This is a genomic window from Viscerimonas tarda (assembly GCF_054601255.1).
In genome coordinates, this window is record NZ_BAAHWV010000091.1 from 1 (window position 1) to 3,180 (window position 3,180).

Genomic DNA, 3,180 nt, shown 5'->3' on the forward strand with positions numbered 1-3,180 from the left:
TATTACTGGCATTTATTGCCTGTTTGACGGTTGAGGCGCAGGAATCCCTGCTTTCGCCGCCTGAGAATGCGCTTCCCTCCGAAATGGCGGCGCAGAATATTACGGAATTGACTTCCGGCGAAACTACTGCCAAGCCCGGCTTGCGCTATGGGCCTGCCGGCGAGGAGGGCGAGGGAGCCAACAAGGAAACCAAACAGCAGAATGCGACTGTTTGCGAAATTGACTTTGCCATTATCATTGCCATGGGCCTGTCAGGCTTGGTTTATACGTTTTTTAAGCTTAGAAAGGTTAATAGAAATTATAGAAAATATGAAAAAATATAAATTTTTACTCGCCGCCTTTATTGGCTGCCTGTTTGCCGTGCAAACGGTTGATGCTGCGGTAATTGCAAAACCCGATAACATTTTTGTACCGCCGGATAGCCCAACGACTACCACCTATTTTGATGTGCTGACCAACGACTACTATGGCGACGACTGCATACTGGATCGACTGATAATAAGCATTGTAGAGGGGCCGCATATAGCAGGCGCCACTGTTGTGGTGGATAATGCTGCCATGCACAACATTGGCTATACGCCCGGGCCGAATGGACTTGTGGGAACCGACTGGATTGAGTACAAAATAGAGTGCTCTAGCGGTGGCGGCTCGGCTACAGCCAAAGTATATATTAACATTGCCGATAAGCCTGATGCTATTTTTGATGCGGAGTGCTATGTGAAACCGGAAGGGATTGGGTTTGCTATGAGTCAGATGGCTATAAGCACGGTTAACACCGTTAGTGATCTAACAAATATTCTTGTAGGAAATATTGATAATGATAATAATACTGAAATAATTGTATCAGGGGGTTCAGTAAATCTACGATCTACCGCAATTCAAATTTTTGAATACAATAGATCTACAAATGCCTTGGGACTGGAATATTCTATTACTGGTTTGGGGAATGCTGACTATGCATATCGCTATGCTCTAGCCAAAATAACCGGAGGCCCTGCTGCAAATAAAAAAAATACGCCCTCTCTATTTATTGCCAGAGGGGATAATAGTACTTTATACCGGTATGATCTTAACGGCTCCGCGTTTACCAGTACATGGGCCAAACCATATACTGCTCCAGCGGCTTGCGATCCTTTTGTTACCGACTTAATGGGGGATGGTAATCAACAAGTGCTTGTTGGTAACACAATTATAAATGCCAGTACAGGGGATATACTTGCAACTGCCACCGGTACCGCACCATTACATTTTGGGCAATACGGACATCGTGTAGGATCATCAGCAACTGTATGGCCGAGTTCACCACTACCTGTAGATATTGACTTGGACGGAAAAATGGAGATTATAGGCGGCGACTGCGTATATAGTGTGAACCTGACAAATTACAGCGGAACAGCCGGAAACTCTTATACGCTCTTGCGAAGGGCGGTGGCCGATGCTGCACATACCAATTTGTCGGACGGTGGCGTCGCTATTGCAGATATGGATTTGGACGGCTACCCCGATGTCGTGATAGCCGGGCCTAATAAAGGAGTATATACTACTGGCACAGCAAATGGCTATGTTTGTGTGTATAACCCGCGTACCGGAGTTGTTATGCATACCAACGAGATAGCCAATATTCCCCGATATACGCAATCAGATGGCGCCCTTGGACCCTCCCATCCGTTTGTCGGTGATATTGACGGAGACGGTTATCCGGAGATATGTGTAACGGGTGCATACACCCTGCGTGTCTACGATTTAGACGGAGGTACTACCCTTACGCAGAAATGGGCGCTGGGTACAACGGATGATTCTGCTTCCACAGTCTTATCAGTATTCGATTTCACACAGGATGGTCAAGCAAGGCTTGTTTACCGCGATCATGACAATCTGCGAATAATCAGATCGAATGGATCGGCTGCTGCGATAGATGCTACATTTTCTCCTGTTTGTTCTCCCACAGGAAACGAGTACCCCGTAATTGCCGATATAAACGGAGACGGACATGCCGAGATTATTACTACAGGTTCGCCTACCGGTAATGGAACAAACGGAACTCTCCGAATCTACGGAGCCTCCGGCGCAACGAAATGGGCGCCCGCCCGCGATATTTGGAACCAAATAGCTTACAACCCCCTTTACGTCAACGACGACCTAACTATCCCCCAGCATCCCATCAGTCCGGCAACCAAATTTGTAGCAGCCGATGGAACAATAACACGTCCGTATAACAATTTTTTACAGCAATCCACCCTACTAAGTTCCGAAGGAAAAATAGCCACCGAAGGTTCCGACCTCACCTTCAAAACAGGCGCACCCCGCATCGTTGGGTACGATGCAAGCGGCAATCTGGAGGTGAAAGTTACAATTGTAAACATTGGCGGCGCGCCATTTACCGGCCCCATCGAGTTCAGGGTGTATTCGTATAAAGGCGATCCGCCAGTTTATACTTTGCTCGCACCCAATCCGATGTTTACAGATGCGAATGCTAGCGGCCTGGCTGCCGGCGACGAACGGGACATTTCGTTCACTATCCCCCAAGCCAGTTTGCCGACTGACGGCGCCTTCGACAACTTCGCCGTCACGATGAATTTAACAACGGCTCCCGACCAAACGCCCGTTTACAGCCAGCTGAAAGAGTGCAACGAGGGCTATAACAATCGCACATTGGGCTTTAGCACCCTCAGCGGATCCACCGTCCTTTGCCAAGGCAATAGCGGTACGCTAACAGTCAATCCAACAGGCGCCTACAATGTATATTGGTACGACAAAGACCACAATCTCCTGAACCCCGGCGACCCGAAAGATACCTATCCTTTTGGCCCTAAAAATAGCGATTTGATGGAGTATATGCTGTTGCAAGCCAAAACCTTGTTCGATGGCCCTATCGTTTCGCCCATGTGGGACACCATTTACGTTTACCGCGCAGCCGATACCCTGGTGTGGAACAACAAAGTCCTCAACGGCGACTGGCTCGACGAGCGCAACTGGCGGAATCCCGACGACCCCGACAATCGTTACCCGATGACCCATATTCCGCAGGAGTGCACCAGCGTATATATTCCCGCAGGTGGCGGGCTGAACTTTCCCGACTTGGAGGAAACAAAAATCCTGCACCCTTCCGAAACCCCTATAATTAAAAACATTCACTTCAGTTTCGGCAGCGAGCTAAAACGTCCCGACCTCCTGGAGTAC

Annotated in this window: 2 protein-coding genes; both read left to right on the plus strand. The window is 48.6% G+C overall.

The window, feature by feature from the left end:
- Positions 1-323 (plus strand): hypothetical protein (locus tag ACYPWY_RS15800; RefSeq protein WP_459686508.1); only part of this gene is annotated, 323 nt, incomplete at its 5' end.
- The coding region (locus ACYPWY_RS15805; protein ID WP_459686509.1) for an FG-GAP repeat domain-containing protein at positions 310-3,180 on the plus strand (2,871 nt) is incomplete at its 3' end. The genes ACYPWY_RS15800 and ACYPWY_RS15805, both read left to right, overlap by 14 nt.